At 57.2% G+C, this 17,264-nt stretch carries 16 protein-coding genes, 1 tRNA gene and 2 pseudogenes; 13 read left to right on the top strand and 6 right to left on the bottom strand.

Annotation, left to right across the window (positions count from 1 at the left end; all coding sequences use genetic code 11):
* The first annotated feature begins 88 nt into the window (after window positions 1-88).
* From ACQ4WZ_RS05825 to ACQ4WZ_RS05815, 3 genes are read left to right on the top strand one after another with little or no spacing between them, the layout of a single operon-like run.
* Window positions 89-592 carry a DUF2939 domain-containing protein gene (locus ACQ4WZ_RS05825; protein ID WP_436572785.1) on the top strand — a complete coding sequence of 168 codons (504 nt, stop codon included), beginning with the start codon at window positions 89-91 and terminating at the stop codon, window positions 590-592.
* Window positions 593-643: 51 nt separating this feature from the next.
* On the top strand, window positions 644-856 hold the full coding sequence (locus tag ACQ4WZ_RS05820; RefSeq protein WP_092709745.1) for a hypothetical protein: 213 nt from the start codon (window positions 644-646) through the stop codon (window positions 854-856).
* Between the two features lie 8 nt (window positions 857-864).
* Window positions 865-1,248: a nuclear transport factor 2 family protein gene (locus ACQ4WZ_RS05815; protein WP_101481788.1), complete on the top strand. Its 384-nt coding sequence runs from the start codon at window positions 865-867 to the stop codon at window positions 1,246-1,248.
* A 12-nt stretch (window positions 1,249-1,260) separates the two neighbouring features.
* Here ACQ4WZ_RS05815 and ACQ4WZ_RS05810 read toward each other — a convergent pair whose 3' ends face one another.
* Window positions 1,261-2,658: an HD-GYP domain-containing protein gene (locus tag ACQ4WZ_RS05810; RefSeq protein ID WP_436572784.1), complete on the bottom strand. Its 1,398-nt coding sequence runs from the start codon at window positions 2,656-2,658 to the stop codon at window positions 1,261-1,263.
* A gap of 121 nt (window positions 2,659-2,779) precedes the next feature.
* Here ACQ4WZ_RS05810 and ACQ4WZ_RS05805 point away from each other — a divergent pair, with 121 nt between their 5' ends.
* The 6 genes from ACQ4WZ_RS05805 to ACQ4WZ_RS05780 all read left to right on the top strand — a co-directional run bounded on the left by ACQ4WZ_RS05805 (window position 2,780) and on the right by ACQ4WZ_RS05780 (window position 9,781).
* A complete protein-coding gene (locus ACQ4WZ_RS05805) occupies window positions 2,780-3,037 on the top strand; it encodes a hypothetical protein (protein ID WP_436572783.1) in 258 nt (85 codons plus the stop codon).
* A 119-nt stretch (window positions 3,038-3,156) separates the two neighbouring features.
* Window positions 3,157-5,442: a TonB-dependent receptor gene (locus ACQ4WZ_RS05800; RefSeq protein WP_436573858.1), complete on the top strand. Its 2,286-nt coding sequence runs from the start codon at window positions 3,157-3,159 to the stop codon at window positions 5,440-5,442.
* A gap of 147 nt (window positions 5,443-5,589) precedes the next feature.
* Window positions 5,590-5,676 (top strand) — tRNA-Leu (locus ACQ4WZ_RS05795).
* A 157-nt stretch (window positions 5,677-5,833) separates the two neighbouring features.
* Window positions 5,834-6,841, top strand: a complete 1,008-nt coding sequence (locus ACQ4WZ_RS05790) for a tyrosine-type recombinase/integrase (protein ID WP_436572782.1) — start codon at window positions 5,834-5,836, stop codon at window positions 6,839-6,841.
* 32 nt (window positions 6,842-6,873) lie between these two features.
* Complete coding sequence (locus ACQ4WZ_RS05785) at window positions 6,874-7,557, top strand: formylglycine-generating enzyme family protein (RefSeq protein ID WP_436572781.1); 684 nt, start codon at window positions 6,874-6,876, stop codon at window positions 7,555-7,557.
* Window positions 7,558-8,305: 748 nt separating this feature from the next.
* Window positions 8,306-9,781: a serine hydrolase domain-containing protein gene (locus ACQ4WZ_RS05780; RefSeq protein ID WP_436572780.1), complete on the top strand. Its 1,476-nt coding sequence runs from the start codon at window positions 8,306-8,308 to the stop codon at window positions 9,779-9,781.
* Window positions 9,782-10,217: 436 nt separating this feature from the next.
* On the opposite strand, the gene ACQ4WZ_RS05775 is transcribed toward ACQ4WZ_RS05780, so the two are convergent.
* From ACQ4WZ_RS05775 to ACQ4WZ_RS05765, 3 genes and pseudogenes are all read right to left on the bottom strand, one after another.
* Window positions 10,218-11,819 carry a sensor domain-containing diguanylate cyclase gene (locus ACQ4WZ_RS05775; protein WP_436572779.1) on the bottom strand — a complete coding sequence of 534 codons (1,602 nt, stop codon included), beginning with the start codon at window positions 11,817-11,819 and terminating at the stop codon, window positions 10,218-10,220.
* 516 nt (window positions 11,820-12,335) lie between these two features.
* The gene (locus ACQ4WZ_RS05770; RefSeq protein ID WP_436572778.1) at window positions 12,336-12,551 is read right to left on the bottom strand and encodes a hypothetical protein; all 216 of its coding nucleotides are present in this window, start codon (window positions 12,549-12,551) and stop codon (window positions 12,336-12,338) included.
* A pseudogene (locus tag ACQ4WZ_RS05765) lies at window positions 12,548-13,171 on the bottom strand (phage portal protein); the annotation flags it as partial. The gene ACQ4WZ_RS05770 and the pseudogene ACQ4WZ_RS05765, both read right to left, overlap by 4 nt.
* Before the next feature lie 76 nt (window positions 13,172-13,247).
* Between ACQ4WZ_RS05765 and ACQ4WZ_RS05760 the strand changes: the two are divergent.
* The gene (locus tag ACQ4WZ_RS05760; RefSeq protein WP_436572777.1) at window positions 13,248-14,465 is read left to right on the top strand and encodes a M23 family metallopeptidase; all 1,218 of its coding nucleotides are present in this window, start codon (window positions 13,248-13,250) and stop codon (window positions 14,463-14,465) included.
* Window positions 14,466-14,499: 34 nt separating this feature from the next.
* Here ACQ4WZ_RS05760 and ACQ4WZ_RS05755 read toward each other — a convergent pair.
* Window positions 14,500-15,362: pseudogene (locus ACQ4WZ_RS05755) on the bottom strand (IS3 family transposase); the annotation flags it as partial.
* 93 nt (window positions 15,363-15,455) lie between these two features.
* On the opposite strand from ACQ4WZ_RS05755, the gene ACQ4WZ_RS05750 reads away from it, so the two are divergent.
* Entirely contained in the window at window positions 15,456-15,833 is a 378-nt protein-coding gene (locus ACQ4WZ_RS05750; protein ID WP_436572776.1) for a serine hydrolase, read from the top strand.
* 41 nt (window positions 15,834-15,874) lie between these two features.
* Here ACQ4WZ_RS05750 and ACQ4WZ_RS05745 read toward each other — a convergent pair whose 3' ends face one another.
* Window positions 15,875-16,147, bottom strand: coding sequence for a hypothetical protein (locus ACQ4WZ_RS05745; protein ID WP_436572775.1), 273 nt, complete (start codon window positions 16,145-16,147; stop codon window positions 15,875-15,877).
* A gap of 34 nt (window positions 16,148-16,181) precedes the next feature.
* Here ACQ4WZ_RS05745 and ACQ4WZ_RS05740 point away from each other — a divergent pair, with 34 nt between their 5' ends.
* A complete protein-coding gene (locus ACQ4WZ_RS05740; protein ID WP_436572774.1) occupies window positions 16,182-16,637 on the top strand; it encodes a hypothetical protein in 456 nt (151 codons plus the stop codon).
* The gene (locus ACQ4WZ_RS05735) at window positions 16,634-16,858 is read left to right on the top strand and encodes a hypothetical protein (RefSeq protein WP_436572773.1); all 225 of its coding nucleotides are present in this window, start codon (window positions 16,634-16,636) and stop codon (window positions 16,856-16,858) included. The genes ACQ4WZ_RS05740 and ACQ4WZ_RS05735 overlap by 4 nt, the downstream gene beginning before the upstream one ends.
* Window positions 16,859-17,264: the final 406 nt, after the last annotated feature.

Raw genomic sequence — 17,264 nt, 5'->3', positions numbered from 1 at the left:
ATATTGATTTTGGGAAATATTATGTAGAATGCCAACACTTCAGGCGCACCGGGTCGCCAGGCATCCGAGAGATTGCACGATGAAAAGAATGATGCTTCTCGCTGTAGTGGCACTGGTCGCGTTGGCCGGCGTCTTCTATGGCAGCCCGTATTTCACCATGAACAAGATTCGTGCGGCGACCATGGACGAAGATAGCCAGGCCTTGGCTGCGCAGATCGACCTGGAGCTGCTGCGCAGCAGCCTGGGGCAGCAACTGCACACCCTGTTCTCGGCGCCGGAAGTGGCCGACGATATCAGCCCCGACGTCATTGACCCCTTGCTTGATACCATGCTGATGCCTGAAGGCATCGTCGCCTTGATGAAGCTCAATGACCGCTACGAGAAGCCAATCGCCAAGGTCAGCGACATCAGCGGCCGCAAGCGCAATGCCAAGCCCGACTACAAGCTGCGCTACACCTCGTGGGACAGCGTCGTGGTGCAGCGTGCCCACAGCAAAAGCCATATCGGCGAGCTGACCCTGACGCGCGATGGCGTGTGGGGCTGGAAGCTGACGTCGGTGGCACTGCCCAGGAATCTGCTGGCCGACGCGTAAAACGGCCGCGCACTGCTATCATCTGTCCATCCACATTCATTTGGAGGCAGCATGACTGACCTGGTACACCACGCACTGGCCCACGCGGCCAAACCGGCCACCACGCCCTGGGTCGTCACCCTGGTCAGCGGTGAAAAGCTGACAGGCCCCATCACCGCTCTGGCCGACGGCTGCTACGCGATCGGCCTGGGGCAAATCAAGTATTTTTCCAGCGACAAGGTCGCCAGCCTGAATGTCTCGGGCGCGGGCGCGTTTCCTATCTGAGCCATCTGATGCGTTTTCCTACGGACGGTGCGGATCTGGCAGCGCATTTGCAGGCGCTGGAAGCGGCGCTGCAAAGCCGGGCTGTGCGCGCCGATAGCGTCAGCCTGGCGGCACTGCTAGCTGACGAGTTCGTCGAATTCGGCAGTTCCGGCAATGTCTGGACACGGGCGGCGACCCTGGCCGACCTGCCTGCGGAACAATTTATCTCGCGCAGCATCAGCGAGTTTCAGGCGCAGCTGCTGGCCGAGGACATCGCGTTTGTTACCTACCGCTCGCAGCGGCACGCAGCGGGCACCCAGCCCGCCAGCGCCAGCCTGCGCAGTTCGCTATGGAAGCGACGTGATGGCCGCTGGCAAATGGCGTTTCACCAGGGCACGCCCATTCCCGCCTGAGACAGCTCCCGCTCACGCCGCCAGGCGCGTGCCGTCAGGTTGCGCGAGGTCGGGCAAGCACGCCAGCGCCGCTTTCAGGGCGGCAAAACACTGCGCGTCGATGGCTGTGCCCACCGTCTCGGCCATGATCTCGAGCGCTTTGGGTATCGGAATTGGTCCCCGATAAGGCCGGTCGGCCGTGATGGCGTCGAAAATATCGGCCGTGGTGATAATGCGCGTTTCCAGGCTGATGTCGTCGGCCGTCAAGCCCCGCGGATAACCCTTGCCATCGAGCCGTTCATGGTGCGCAGCTGCCACGACAGCCAGTTCGGCAAACGCATCAATGCGTGACAGAATCGTTTCCGTATAGTGTGCGTGCTGCTGCACTGCCAGCCACTCATCGGCGTCGAGTTTGCCAGCCTTGTCCAGCACGCTGTTGCTGACGCCAAGCTTGCCGACGTCATGCAGCAAGGCACCCCGCTTGAGCCAGCGGCGCCGCTCCGGCGTCACACCCAAGGCTTCGGCGATCATGTCCGCGTACAGCGCAACGCGCTCGCTGTGGCCGCTCGTGTACGGGCTTTTCGAATCGACCACCTGGCCGAACGCGGCAGCGATGTCGTCGAGATAATCCTCATCCACCGGCACGGAACGGTTCGCCGGTTCCAGCGCCGCCACGGCGGCCGTCAGGTCCTGCGAGCGCAACATGGACCAGAAGGCGCCCGACTGCGCCACCCGCTCGAATGCCTGCACCAGTTGCGGATCAAACCAGGTCGCCGAGCGCTGGCGCACTTCCGCCTGGGCCGCGCGCGCGCCATCGGCCGTATGAAAGACGTCGACCACCTGCGCCAGCAGGGCAATGCGCGAAAACAGGGGAATCGCCTGGCCTGCCAGTTTGTCCGGCTTGCCCTGGCCGTTATAGTGTTCGTCGAGGCTGTAGATGCCCTGTGCCACGGTTTCCGGAAAGCGCAGCAGGCGCGCGATGTCGGCGCCGCGCTGGCAGCGCGTGGCGATCAGCTCCTGCGCGATGTGCGGGCCGTCGCGCAAGATCGTCATCACGGCGCGGAAGCGCTCGGCCAGGCCGGCCTTCAGGCCCGTGTGCTTGAGGACGAATTTGAGCACTTGCGGCAGGCTGTCGCCCACAGTCTTGAAGCCTTGCTTGAAAGACAGATCATCCGTCAGGTAGAGCTCGCAGATGCGCGCGGCATTGCTGCTGCAGCCCAGGTCCTTGAGCAGCAGGGTGTAATACAGATTCCACAAGTCTTCATCCGCCATGCCCAGTTCGCGTCCCACATGCATGCCGATCCAGCAACAACGGATGCAATGGCCTTCCGGCTGCCCCTCCGTGATGTCCAGGGCCTGGCTGAGGGCGGCGATCAGTTCGGAGAGCCGGATGCCGTCAACGGCCGGTGCACTTGCCGATAAAATTATCATGGTAGAAATATAAGTTTCCAATTTGCAATAGATTACATTCTACGCGAAATCCTGCATGTAGATGCCTTGTGGCAACCTCATTGCCCCTGCATGCGCCGCGCGGGTGGAACTGGCAGGCAACATGCCATCCCATGATGTGGCAACACAACAACATCGCATGGCAGAAAGAAAGAGGGGATACTGTCGTATTTTTCGCACTGCGCACTGGCCGCTCACACGCCATGGCGTCGGCATGTTTGCGCTGTCGCAGGGAAAACCTTCGGTGGCCAAGCGGCCGTCTGCGCTGGCAAAAGCCTTGCGGCACCTCACTATGCACCCGCCCGATATTGACGACAAATACGATTTTATTCAGGTATTGAGTCGAAACGAATATAAATAGTCTCGCCTGGAAAATGGCATGAATACCAAAACTTTCCGTGCTAGCATGATTTTTCGTCTAGCGGACTTGCGCCTGCCTGGACCTTACGAACAAACTTGACCGACAGGAGCCGTTTCATGATGACACCGCATGCCAGCACCATACGCCACACCCTGATTGCCCTGGCAATCACTGCCGCCTTTCCCCTGCAGGCGCTGGCGCAAGACAGCGTCCCGGCGCCAGCCGCCGACGCACCTGCCGCTCCGGTGGCACAGGCCGGCCCTGGCCAGCTGGAAACGGTCATCGTGACGGCGCAGCGACGCGCGGAAAACATCAAGGACGTGCCCATGTCCATCGCCACCCTGAAGGGCGACAAGCTCGACACCCTGACGGCCGGCGGCGCCGACATCCGCTTCCTCAACAGCCGTTCGCCCAGCGTCTCGGTCGAATCTGATTACGGCCGCACCTTTCCCCGCTTCTATATTCGCGGCCTGGGCAACACCGATTTCGACCTGAACGCCTCGCAGCCCGTGGGCCTGGTGATGGATGACGTGGTGCAGGAAAACGCCATGCTGAAGGGTTTCCCCGTGTTTGACGTGGATCAGGTCGAGGTGCTGCGCGGCCCGCAAGGCACCCTGTTCGGCCGCAACTCGCCGGCCGGCGTAATCAAGTTCGATTCGGCCAAGCCCGTCTTCAAGACGGAAGGCTACCTGAGCGGCGGATTCGGCAAAGATGGCATGAAGAACCTGGAAGGCGCTTTCAACGTGCCCGTCAGCGACACCGTGGCCCTGCGATTTTCCGGCCAGACGCAGCGCCGCGACGACCGCGTGCACAACCCGCGCCCCACCGGCACGCGCGACTTTGAAGGTTATGAAGACAGCGCCGCCCGCCTGCAAGTGCTGGTCAAGCCCACGCGCGACTTCACTGCCCTGTTCAACGTGCACGCGCGCGACCTCGATGGCACGGCGACGCTGTTCCGCGCCAACATCCTGAAACAGGGCACCAATGACCTGGTCGACAATTTTGATTATGGCTCCTACCCTACCGATGGCATCAACCGCCAGCACCTGAAAACCAAGGGTGGCAGCATGCGCCTGAAATGGGACTTGCCCGGCGTCACCCTGCATTCGATCACCGGCTACGAAAAGCTCGACTTTTACAGCCGCGCCGACGTCGACGGCGGCTATGGCGCCGTGTACGCCCAGCCGATGGGCCCCGGCTTCATTCCTTTCGTCGTGGAAACGGCCGACGTGATTCCCAAGCACAAGCAGATTTCGCAGGAATTCCGCGCCGAATCGAGCGCCAAGGGCCCGCTGCAATGGATAGGCGGCCTGTTCTACTTCAAGGAAGATATCCAGATCGACAGCATCAGCTTTGACAGCCTGGCGCCCGGCAATCCGCAAAACAGCGCCTACGCCACGCAAAACCAGAGCTCGAAGTCGTACGCGGCCTTCGGCTCGCTCAACTACACGGTCTCGGACGCCCTGAAACTGCGCGCCGGCCTGCGCTACACGAGCGACAAGAAGGAATTCTCGGCCAAGCGCGTGGAAGCGACCACGGCCGGGCCGTTCAACCTGAATGACTCCTCGCACAACGTCAGCTGGGACCTCAGCGGCACCTATGTTCTGACGCCGGAAACCAACGCCTACGCGCGCATCGCCACCGGCTACCGCGCGCCATCGATGCAGGGCCGCCTGAACGGCCTGGCCGACCGCCCTTCGTTTGCGGGCGCCGAGAAAGCGCTGTCCGTCGAGGCGGGCATCAAGCAGGACCTGTTCGACAAGCGCGCGCGCCTCAGCCTGGCCGTGTTCCAGTACCGGGTCAAGGACAAGCAACTGACAGCCGGCAGCGGCGCCGTCAACATGAACCAGCTGATCAACGCCGACAAGGCCACCGGCCGGGGCGTGGAACTCGATTTCCAGGCTAACCTCAGCGATTCCCTCAGCATGACCCTGGGCGGCAGCTACAACCACACGGAAATCCAGGACAAGAAGCTGTTCGTGCAAAGCTGCGGCAACGCACTGAACAACCCGGCCAGCGGCTGCACCGTCACCGACCCCGTCGGACCATTCAAGGGCACAGCCTATATCGACGGCAACCCGCTGCCACGCGCACCGGAATGGCAAACCAACTTCACCCTGAAATACAGTATTCCCCTGGCCAATGGCGAGTTCTACGCCTACACGGACTGGGCCTATCGCACCAGCTACAATTTCTTCCTGTATGAAGCGAAGGAATACAAGGCCAAGGAACTGCTCGAAGGCGGCTTGCGCATCGGCTACAAGTGGGACAAATACGAACTCTCCGCGTATGGCCGCAACATCACCAACCAGATCCAGTCACTGGGCGCCATCGACTTCGACAACCTGACGGGCATCGTCAACGAACCACGCACGTATGGCGTGCAGTTCAAGGCGACGTTTTGATGGCGGGTAGATAAAACCTGGCTGTCCGGTGCGAACCGGACAGCATTTTTCTCCCACCACGGCAGAAACCTGGCTGTGGACGCGAGACCATCGCTCCGGCACAAGATGGCATTACGGGCATCACCTGTGCTAGAATCTCGCCGCGCTGCCCGGATGGTGAAACTGGTAGACACTGGAGACTTAAAATCTCCCGCCTGTAAGGGCGTGCCGGTTCGATTCCGGCTCCGGGCACCAGCGCACAGAATTTGGAAACATCGAAAAAGCTATTAAATCCAATAAAATCAACGGGTTAGTGGCTTTTTTTACGTCCAGAGATTCCTGTTAGTCCATATTAAACCCGACAAAAAGCAGTAGCGATTACGCCATGATTACGCCTCAACGAGAGGGATGCATGGCTTCATTCAGGAAACGGGTTGGCGGCTGGCGGGCAGAAATCGCCATCCTCGGCACACGGGAATCTAAAACATTCAGCACCAAGGCCGAGGCTGCGGCCTGGGCGTCGGAACGCGAAACTGAAATCCGGCGCGGCGCCGACAGTGGCATCGTCATCGGGAAAAGCTGCGGCGACGCATTCGACAGGTATCTGGAAGAAGTCTCCATCCACAAGCGCGGCGAGCGCTGGGAAAGGCTGCGCCTCAACGCCATCGGCGAAGTGGTCATTGGCGGCGTGAAAATCAAAGATATCAAGCTGGCCAACGTGACACCTGAACTGCTTGGCGCCTGGCGCGATCAACGCATGACAGGGGAAAGCAAGGTCACTGGCGCCACCGTGAATCGTGAGCTGAACTTGCTTTCCCACGTGTTTACGACTGCGCGCAGGGAATGGAAATGGCTTGCCGCCAGTCCGACCAGCGACGTGCGCCGCCCCAAGCCAGCCGCCTCACGCGAACGCATTCCCACCGAAGATGAAATCGAGCGCCTGTGCAATGCGCTTGGCTTCACCGGCGAGTCTGTGACGACGAAGAGCCAGGCCGTGGCGGTCGCCTACCTCTTCGCCATCGAGACAGCTATGCGGGCCGGCGAAATCTGCGGGCTGATGCCAGCCTGGATTGATGGAGCCGTCGCCCGCCTCCCCGCCTCGATCAATAAAAACGGCGTGCGCCGAGACGTGCCGCTCTCGACGCGCGCGCTGGAACTCCTGTCGCTATTGCCAGACTCCGGCGAGGGCCCATTGTTCGGCATTTCCACGGCCTCGCTCGATGCCCTCTTCCGCAAAGCGCGCGAACGATCCTGCATCGAGGGGCTGACCTTCCACGACAGCCGGCATGCGGCCATCACGCGTTTGGCCAAAAAATTGAACGTGCTGGACCTGGCGCGCATGGTAGGCCACAGGGATTTGCGCATGCTCCAGATCTATTACAACGAGAGTGCCGAGGATATGGCGGCCAAGCTCGGGTAGAATATTCGCTTATCGATTTTCACTAGACCCATATGTATCGACTACACGACATCTTAGCTGAGCTCGACGCTTCATTCGTCACCATTGATGCAGGAAATATTCTGCTAAAGAACGAGGCCAAGAACAGCTTCTGGAAAGAGGAACTACGTGCGTTTGCCATTTGCCGTTTTCCGGTGACAGAACAGCTGTACCGTGAGATTACTGGTGGTGAACTCTGCCCCGGTTCCGCAACCTGCCCGGTGGTCGATGTCTCCTGGCTCGACGCGATCGCTTTTTGCAATCACCTGTCGCACCTAGCCGGCTTGACGCCCTGTTATGACATCAATGGCGAAAGCGTGACTTGGGACCCGACCGCTCAGGGCTACCGACTGCCTACAGAGGCTGAATGGGAGTATGCCTGCAGAGCAGGCGGCCAAGAAGTGCGTTACGGTGACCTCGACGCTATCGGCTGGCATGCGGGAAATTCCAATGACAGCCGGCATCCGGTCGGAGAAAAAGTAGAGAATGCACTGGGCCTCTATGACATGATCGGTAACGTCTGGGAATGGTGCTGGGATCGCTTTGACCCGGACGTCTACGGAGAATATCGTGTATTTCGCGGCGGCGGCTGGCTCGATGTTCCCAACGCCTGCCGCGCCTCATGTCGGCGCAAAAGCCATCCGACCTACCGTATCGACGACCTGGGCTTTCGGATTGTAAGGAGTTGCATTCAGTGAGGTGGAATGAGGCCAAACGCGAAGAGGACAGCGTCGCGACCGGCATGGACGATGCGGAAACATTTTTTATGCAAAAGTAATCAGTACAGCCAGCGCTTAGACCCAGCCCTTCGAATCTCACGCGCAGGGCGCGCAGGCGCCTTGCTCGCTTCCGCCAAGCAATAAAAAACCGCCCGAATGCGATTTCTTTATTTCCTGTTGGAAGCGGTGTAATGCGAATGACTACGCTTTATGCGGCTTCTACAAGCTAAATAACATTCGTACCTACTATGCTACCTACGAATGAACATCGGAACAAAAATTCTTTGCGCACACGCCCCCAGGCGCGACGACATCAAGGTAAGCGTAAAGTCAGCGTTGTCTAGAGCCTGGCGTTGATTTGGCAGATGATGGCATCACACCGCTAGGAAGCGGCATGTTTTTTAAGCTGAGGGGAGCTGCGCGGCGCAGTTCCAGGGCAGGAAGTCGTCAACTGGTTGACCGGATGATCGGCGATATTGGTTGCGGCGCCCCCCTACCATTAGATCAAGGGCGAGCAACATGGCAGTCTGCTGCTCTGACCCCGGCTGCTCCTCACCGCTTTTGTCGGCACTGACCCCGCTGTTTTTGTTGGCAATGCTAGTGCCGCGTAGAGATTTTGGTGAAAACAAACAGCCTAGACCAAGCTTTCCACCGTTCGTCGCAAATCCAGGGAGCCTCGGGCAACGCTCGATAAGATTAGCCCATCCAATTAATGAAAGGGAAACTTATGCGCATTCGTCTATGGCTATTGCCAGTCCATGCTTCAGGCCGCGCGCTACGCCTGGGAGCCTTAGTGGGGGTGGCGGCATGTAGCGGACCCGCCCACGCGGGCGAGTCCGCTATAGCCGAGCGTATCGCCGGCGGGCTGCGGCAGCGGGTGGACATCGCAGGCGAGCCGGCGCAGACCTTCGATATCCAGCAGCGCCTGCGCCGCTATAAGGTCTCCAGCGTCAGCGTGGCGGTCATCCGCGACGGCAAGATCGCTTGGGCCGGCGTCTACCGGCAACCGTCCGCACCTGCGGCCGACACCGACACGCTGTATCAGGCCGCGTCCATCAGCAAGGGCGTGACCGGCGTGCTGGCACAGCGGCTGGCGGGCAGCAGCAACCTCCAGCTCGATAGTCCGGTGGACGCCTGCCTGCGGCCGTGGATCCTGCCCGTCGGACAGCAAAGCCCCGAGCATCCGGTGACCTTGCGCAATTTGCTCAACCACACCGCAGGGGCGACCGTGTCCGGCTTCCCCGGCTATCCGCCGTCGCAGGCGACCCCTACGGACCTTCAGGTAATCAAGGGCGAGCCGCCGTCGTTCACGCCGGCGGTCACCATCCAGACCATCCCGGGCGCCGCCTATGCGTACTCCGGCGGCGGCTACACCATCGCCCAAATCGCCATGCAGCAATGTCTGCGCACGCCTTTTGCGGAGTTGATGCGCCAGCAAGTACTGCAGCCGCTGCGGATGCAGCGCAGCACATTCGCGCAGCCATTGTCGGCGGCAGAACACAACCGCGCGCGCGGCCACTACGCCGACGGCAGCGAAGTCGAAGGCGGGGCCTTCATCTATCCCGAACTGGCGGCCGCCGGCCTGTGGACCACGGCTAGCGACCTGGCGCGCTTCGCCATCGGTGTCCAGCGGTCGTGGAAAATCGGCACGGCCTTTCTGAGCACCACCGAGGCGCGCGATCTGCTGACGCCGGCGCTGAACAATTATGCGCAGGGCTTCTTCGTGGTCGGCGATGGCGAGCACAAACGCTTCATGCATTCCGGCGGCAACACCGGCTTCAAGAGCACCTATGCGATGTATCTCGACAGCGGCAACGGCGTTGTAGTCATGACCGACGGCGACAACGGTACCTATCTTGGCGGCGAGATCGTCAAGGCGGTGGCATCCGCCTACGACTGGCCCGACTTCAAACCTCGCCTGGCCCAAGCGGCGCCCCTGGACTTAGCAACGGTCACGCGCCACGTCGGCATCTACCAGCTCGACAACTTCGAGGGCCGTTTCACCAACCGCTACGAACTGCGCTTCGACGGCAAGGACTGGACGATGGTGATGCCTGACATCGGCGCCACCCGGCTGGTGCCGATCGGCAAAACCAGCCTGGTATCCCCCGAGACCGGCGACATCATCGAACTGACGCAGGATAGCGCCCAAGACCTGCTGTTAATCGGGGGGCGCAAGGCCCACCGCAGCCCGGACAGCTGAATCGGCAAGAGCGTACGAGGCGGTGCTGGCCAGCTACGATCACGACGAGCATCCAGACCTGCGCGCCGTGGTCGCCATGGCGATGGCCGCTCTGGGCGCGAGGATCAGGTCTGCCATTTGTACACGAACTGATGCGTTAGACGTCGTGGAAGCTGGGTCAGTTGATAGCTAATTGGAGAATTCGAGGCGGGCTGGGCCGGTAGGCCAAGCCCTTTGAATCTCACTAACAGTGTAACCCGTCGATAGTTTTCAAGTCTTCAAAATACTTCATATTTTTCATAAACTTACGCGCTATTTCGTTCCGCACGCAATGTTTTTCCACAACCTTGCAACCTACTGTTTTCACCATCCCACACTGACGATGCGGAAACGTTTTTTGTGCGGAAGTGATCCGCGAGCGCTCCCGTACTTCTGTCAAATTTGGAAAGCAAAGTTGTCAAAGAAAGGCCGATAGACTATCTTTCGTCTCACGCCCCCGGCTAGAAGATGCAAAACAAACCTGATTTCTCCCTAATTCTTTCGCTTTGTACAATGCTTTGTCTGCGGCTTCGACCAACTCAACAGGCTTGTTTTCCAAATGAATCGGAGAAAAAGCTTCGACACCAATACTGACCGTCACAACACCGAGCGGGTTTCCTGTATGTTCAATTCCCATAGATTGAATGGCGCTACGAATACTCTCAGCAATCGCCAGGGTGCCGGGAAGGTCCGTTCCCGGCAGCAGCACTGCCATCTCCTCACCACCATAACGAGCAGCAAGATCGCCAGGCCGGCGCATGCTATAGGACACCACCTTGCCGATTTTTCTAAGACATTCATCACCAGCAACATGGCCATAGATATCGTTGTATTGTTTAAAAAAATCGACATCTATCATGACCAAGCCAATAGAAGTTTCACCGCGCTGCGCACGACTAAACTCACTAAATAATGACTCGTCGAAGTGCCGCCGATTACCTAGCCCTGTTAAGCCGTCCTGACTGGCGAGACGGGCCAAGGTTTCATTGATTTGCTCCAATTCCTTGCTGGCCTCCAAGAGCTTTCCTTCAGCCCTTGATCGAAAATCTATTTGTTTCACCATACGATAGCCAAGAAATCCGATAACTAGTGCCAAAAGTCCTCCCACCACACTTTGCAAATACGACTCAGCCCGCCAACTAGCCAAAACCTCATCTTGGGACAATGCGGCGGAGACGACCAAGGGATATTCTTCTAATCTCCTATAGCTGTTGATACGTGTAACTCCATCCAATTTTGATTTTATTAACGCAGTGCCTACAGGGGCCTTTGATAAGTGGTCTTTGAATAGCGGAAATTTCGATATGTCTTGTCCGAGCATTTTTTCTTCAAATGGTCTTCTTAGCAAAAGTGTTCCATTTCCATTTGCAATGAAAATTGCACCTCGCTCCCCTATGGAAAACCGATCATAAAACGATCTAAAGTAGTTCATATTAATTGTAGCAAGAACAACCCCTCCAAAACGTCCATCGGAAAGGTTAAAGCGACGCGACACCGTAATAATCCAGTCCCCTGTCGACTTGCTCCGTATAGGGGGGCCTATGTGAGGGCTGCGGTCGCTGTTATTTTGATGGTACTTAAAATACTCTCGATCAGAATTATTCAAATTCTTTAACAGCACTTTCTGAGAATTGACCAGCCAGCTACCATCTTTTGCATAGACGAAAATCCCTTGCAACTGGGGTAATTCACTTACACGTAAAACCAGCAAGTTATGAATTCGCGACAGTTCATTAGCTGAGAGTCCATCATTTTCCAAACGTTCCACCAATCCAACCAAGGCGGTATCAGTCTCTTTGATCGTGTCGTAGGCATGTTGTGCCACAGACTGCGCCAGATTAGCGCTTGCCAGGGATGCCTCGCCTATTTGCACCTCCCTTGCACGCCATGTCATCCATAGCTGTGTTGCAAGAAGGGATAGACAAACTACTACAACAAACGTGATCGCCAACCGCAGTAGGGAAAAATGCTTGAAGCTTGTCCCCATCAGAGGTGGCGGCAGACTATTTGAGTCAGCCATCGAAAAACTCCCATTTTTACGTGAGTAAGAGTCTGCGCCAAATAGCACCCAAAATACTCACGAATCATCACAAATAAGATGCGAAAAAGTTAAAAACAACATTACCACGTCACAAGCATACGCGGATGTCGAACTGGGCGGGTTCCTATACAACTTGATTTGCAGGAGCGATCCAGAAAAAAATATGATTGGTGTTCGGCACACAAGCTCAATTTGGCAAAAAAGTGCGTCAAAATGCGTCAAATTGCATGCCCCCTCTTCACCCCGCCGCGCCAGTCCTCATGCGCCTTCGGCCATGGCGCAAATTTGAGTCAAAAGAGCCCTATATAGCGGGCAGGTGTGGAGGGGGACAACTGCGCGCGCCGGGCCGAAACCGGCCTTTTTCTTGCCCCAAGTGCAACACCAATCGGCGGGACGTGAAAAAACCGCCTCATAGGCGGCTTGTGCGGTGCCTGGGGCGCTCCGGCGTGGTTAGCCTGTCGCGGCCCCACCCTGCCGGCTATCGCGGCGTGGCGCTCATCCTGGGCGGCCGGCGCGGGCCTTCGCCGCCTGCTCCTTGTCGTAGTCGTCGCGGCAGTCCGCATTGCAGAGCAGCCGCGCGGGCGCCAGCGCCTCGTCGCAGTAATGACAGCAGCCGTTCGCCACCAGGCCCGGCCGGCTGCGCACGGCGGCCAGGCCGCGCGCCACCTCTGCGAAGATGATCTTGTCAGTGTTATCTACGTGGTCGCTCATACCGCGCCCTCCCCGCCTGTAGCCAGGTCATACGGGGCGAACTTCACCACTTCCACGCCGGCCCACTCGTTGATCGCCATAAACTGCGCCTGCAGCGGCACCAGTTCGTTGCGGGCGAAGACGCGCGCGGCAGGCTCGACGGCGCCGAAGCCGCCGGCATTGTTCGGCAGGATGCCCATGAGCTGCGGCGGCACGCGGTGCGCGGCCAGTTGGTCGTCACGCGTCACGCTCTTGATGTTGAAAAACTCGTCCTTGGCGGCCACGTCGGACACGGGCAGAATCTGGATGCCGTCCTTCTTGCCGTTCGGCGCGTACATGAACAGGTTGCGGAAGTTGCCCGGCCCCTTGCTGTCTCGCATGACTTGGCGCAGGTTGTCCACGTCCTGCGTGTTGGCGGCCGCGTCCGTCATGTAGAAGACGAAGCCTGCATGCGAGCCATTCTTGTAATACTTGCGGCGGAACAGGGTCGCCGCCTCGTTGAGCCAGGCCGATTGTAGCGCGCTCAAGTACTGCGGCACGCCGTAAAGCTCCTGGTTCACGTCCGGTTCCATCAGGTGGAACACGCGGCCTTTGTCGAACTGGTGCACGGCCTGGTAACCGTTCACGAAATAATAGGTATCCAGATGCTTTCAAAAGTATTTGTTGACAGTTTACGAGGTGCTGATAGGATTTGCTTTTTATGTAAGTTAAAATAAGATGCCTAACAAATCAATTTGTAATGCGGTCGTTCCTATTACTTTCCTTTTCAGTTTTCTGCTTACAGCCTCTGCATTAGCCTCGACTGCTGCAAGTCTATCTCCGCCGAAAGGCTGCGAAACCGTTAGCGGCACTACTCCTCGAAAGTTAGCCAGTAGAGCGATGACGGAGGTATTTCCACCGCCTCAGCTGGACATACGCACCCCGTTAGAGCCGACGCTAATGCCGTCCGCAGACCGGAATTATTTAATCTATGAGTTGCACTTTCATAGCTTCATAGAAAGCCCAGTCACACTGCACAGTATTGAAGTGATTGATTCAGAATCGAAGCCAGAACAGGCAGTTGCAGTTATCACGGGTGCGCAGCTTGCCGAACAGGTGAAACTGGCTGGACCAGATGACAAAGATGGTCTGCCTCGCATTGGCGGAGGACAGAGTGCGGTGGCTTACCTATGCCTGGCTTTCGACCACAACGCGGCGGTTCCGCGAAAACTGCGGCATCGCGTGCTACTCGATGGAGCGACAGCTGATAGCCCCGTAATTGATACTCATCACACTCATATGAAGGTGCTAGCCCCGCCGCTGACGGGGGCGAATTGGCGCGCTGGCAATGGTCCCAGTATCGAGTCTCATCATCGCACTGGATTGTTTGTTGCAGGCGGCGCGGCACAAATCGCTAGGCGTTACGCAATCGACTGGAAAATATATGAAGATGGGAAAATGTATTCTGGTGACGCCCGAGATGTAAGCTCGTATTTTGCTTATGGGAAGAATGTGCTGGCAGTAGCAGACGGTGTCATTGTACAAGCGCGTGACGGCATGCCAAATAATATCCCACGCACCAAGGACGGATTTGCTCCAGCGGTGCCTATCACGATGGATACAGTGATGGGCAATTTTATCGTCCTTGCATTGGGTGATGGGCAATTTGCCCAGTATGTGCATTTACAGCCAGATAGTCTCCGTGTGAAAGTAGGCGAGCGGGTCAAGCGCGGCCAAATACTTGCGCGCGTTGGTAATTCAGGGGACGCCCGGTGGCCACATTTACATTTCCAGATTTCGGATAATTCCGATATTTTAGCGAGTGAGGGACTACCTTATCTGATTGACCAATTTAAGCTGAAGCTTCCCGATGGTATTTGGGAATTACGAAATAATGAGTTTCCGTTGAACGACGGAGTCATTGACTTTGGGCCAGAGAAATTTGGTTCTCGATGATAGCTTTTGGATGCCCCAAGCGACTACGCCAATCATAGCGCCACAAGCGCTGACGGAATTTTCGACTGGCGTACTGGCTACCTTGATCCGAATGAAACAGCAGCCCCTGCGGTCGACCTCGCTGCTCGTAAGCCATTTCCAGCGCTTGCACAACAAGATCGGCATCGGGTCGTAGCGAGAATGCCCAGCCCACCGCTCGGCGAGCGAATAAGTCCAACACCACGGCCAGGTAATACCATCGGCCTTGCGCCCAGACATAGGTGATGTCCCCGCACCAGACCTGATTTAGCGCCTCGACTGTGAATTCACGATTGAGGTGGTTCGGAATATCGACCCGCTCCACCGTAGCCTGCTTATAGGCATGGCTACCAGGCTGTTTGCAGACAAGCCCTAGCTCTTCCATCAAACGACTAACTTTGAAGCGGCCAATTGCCGTGCCTTCCTCGCGCATCATGACGATGATGCTACGGCTTCCCGCCGAACTGCGACTCTCGACGAACAGCTCGTGCACGCGGCTACGCAATGCCATACGCTCAACATCAATGTGCTGGGCGCGCTCCCGATGCACATACAGGCTTGACCGCGCTACGTCGAACACCGCGCAGATCAACTCGATTGATTCGTCACCACAAATCTGATCGATTACCTCGTACGTTCTATCCCTTCCGACATCAAGAGCGCGGTAGCCTTTTTTAAAATGGACTTCTCCCGCTCGAGACGCTCAATGCGTGCTTCGAGTTCCTGTATTCGCTGCTGATCAGGCGTCATTGCCTTACTCTGTGGCGTGATGCCTTGCCGCTCCAACTGAAGCTGCTGCACCCAGCGGCGCAGCACTGATTCGCTGATGCCGACCGACCGGCTTGCCTCTGTATGGCTATATGTCCCTTGTGCAGGCAGGCAAGCTGTCGCTTGATGAGGACGTCAACCTGCGACTGGTTGCATGGAAGCTGCCGATGAATGATTTTACTGCCCAACGCAAGGTGACGCTGCGTGGCTTGCTCATCCTTGTGGACGACGCCGTCGGATCTGGCCCGCTTCGTCATCGAGATCCAGAAGAGTGCCTCCGGTAAATCTAACAAGGTACTGTCACAAAAAATGATAAATGAAATGCTGACGCCAGGAATTGAAGATTTCGGACTTGGCCTATTCCTCGGTGAAAAAGCGGATGTACGTAGAAGTTTTTATCACGGTGGGGGTAACGAAGGCATTCGCAACATGATGTTTGCTTATACCTCCGCTGGCCAAGGCACAATCGTGATGACCAATAGTGACAATGGTCAAGCGTTGATTGACGAAGTTTTACGAGCAATTGCACGCGAATATGGTTGGACCAATTACCTAGTAGAAAATACGCCGACGCTTAAGTAAGCAGCACGATTTTTTACATTGCCGGTTGATGGCGTCGCTCTTCAAAGCTGTTCTCTATTTTCACGGATAATTTCCCTCACTTCCTCAATATGCATCCAGGCATGCAGCGCTGCCCGTTTGGCGGCGTGCTTGCTCTTGTAGGTATGCTCCAGCGTCTTGAGCGTGCCCGTGGCGCCGGCCTGCTCCTGTCCCGCTTTTTTCTTCTTCGCCGCCACATCCTTCCACTTGGCCACCACGCCCGTGATGCCCTCGTCCGTGTCTTTTTCGTCCTCGCGTTCTGCCTCGACAGCTTCCGTTTTCGTCTCAAATTCCACGCGCGTGGTAAAGCCATTGCCAGCCAGGCTGTGCGTGACCTTGATACTGCTGCGTGGCTTGAACTCTTACGAGGCCGAACTCGTCCAATTATCCGTTGTCCATCACGCTTATCCACCAGAGGACTTAGTTTACAAAGAGTTTTGCCAGCTGCGCGACTATCGAAGGCCAGGCACAGAAGTCTCACAGTACACCGAGGCCGAAGCGTTCGCCTTAGCGATAGCTGAATATGCGGATCAGAAATACATGGCCCTGGCCGCGCGGCATGAGTCGGTACTCGATGGCGCAATTCTGATGGCTGAGGAATTTGCCGAAGCGCGCCCCCCGGACGAGGGCGGCAACGCATTTCGGAACTATGCCGAAATCCTGCGTGCTTTAAAAAAAGAGCATGCGCTGTTCGCCAGAGTCACAAAAGAACAACACCCTTTCACAGCATTACCGAAAACCCCCACTACTATCGCTGCCAGTGCGGCGGCCAGGAGCACTCAATGAACATGAACGAAACGGAATTTGTCGCCAAACTGGCCGTGGCCATCGATAAACTGCAGCGCCCCGCCATTCCGCTGGCGATTGACCTGTGGGACATCGCCACCATCGCGCAGTACTTGAAGCGGGAACCCGGAACAGTGCGAGAACGCATGGCGTGCCTGCCAAGCTTCCCGAAAGCCATCGCCGAGTGTGGTTTTGTCCATCGTCATACGTATCCTTTCTAGGGATAAATTTTATCGTATGACATCTTTTACACAAAAATCTGACCGGCTAGGGCTCGGACAAAATCAACCAGCGCTTCCCAGCTATGGTGCGCAGGCTCGATGCATCCATGGAATACCTAACTATTTGCCAATAAACCGGGCGCGATCACGCCGAGCCAGAACCGGCGTGAAGGCAGGACTCGGTACCATGTACTTCCGCCAATGAGTTCGGGCATTCTTCTTCCTTGACGTATAAAATACTTGCAATATTGCATAGAAATTGTGGCCAGCATTACCTCGCTCTCGTCGATTCTGCGTAACAGGCCTACGGACCGCGTCCAATCATCGCTCGCAGAGTGCCCGGCAGTGCCGACATTTTTGCAACAACGTCCATCGTTCCTCTCGCTACTCCACGACTTCCTACTGA

The sequence above is a fragment of the Janthinobacterium darwini genome (assembly GCF_051380905.1).
In the GTDB taxonomy this organism is placed as follows: domain Bacteria; phylum Pseudomonadota; class Gammaproteobacteria; order Burkholderiales; family Burkholderiaceae_D; genus Janthinobacterium.
This window is presented reverse-complemented; position numbering and strand designations above follow the sequence as displayed.